The sequence below is a fragment of the Mycolicibacterium rhodesiae genome (assembly GCF_002086695.1).
Classification (GTDB): domain Bacteria; phylum Actinomycetota; class Actinomycetes; order Mycobacteriales; family Mycobacteriaceae; genus Mycobacterium; species Mycobacterium rhodesiae.
In genome coordinates this window covers 1-542 of record NZ_MVIH01000047.1, presented here as the reverse complement: position 1 = coordinate 542, position 542 = coordinate 1, and the positions used below count along the sequence as shown (strand labels likewise).

1 protein-coding gene is annotated in these 542 nt (G+C 65.3%); it reads left to right on the top strand.

Features of this window, described 5'->3' with window-relative positions; translation table 11 throughout:
* Positions 1-542: HNH endonuclease signature motif containing protein (locus BST42_RS28875; protein ID WP_133057534.1), on the top strand; the 542-nt coding region annotated here is incomplete at both ends.

Below are 542 nucleotides of genomic sequence, written 5' to 3'. Positions count from 1 at the left end.
CTGCTCGATGGCTGGTTCACCAAATTCGCCGCCCCTGGCGTGTGCAACCCGGCCGACCAGTCGCCTACCCTCACCCCTTCCGATGACGTGGCCGAGCGGGATGTGCGCAGCCACGCCCAACGCCAGCACGACGCGTTGACCGCGTTGGTGCGCGGTCAACTCGGTGATCCGAAGTTAGGGCAGCACAACGGGTTACCCGTGACGGTGATCGTCTCGGCCACCCTGCAGGACATTCAGGCCAAGACCGGGCACGCGGTCACCGCTACCGGCACCCTGCTACCGATCCCCGATGTCATCCGGATGGCCACCCACGCCTACCATTACCTCGCCCTGTTCGATCGCGTGAAGGGTCAGGCGTTGTGGCTGGGTCGCACCAAACGCATCGCCACGGCCGATCAGCGAATCATGCTGCATAGCAAGGAACGCGGCTGCACGCGACCGGGATGCGACAAACCGGGATACCTCACCGAGGTCCACCACGTCGACGAATGGGCCGACGGCGGGCTGACCAACATCGACACACTCACCCTGGCCTGCCGAGC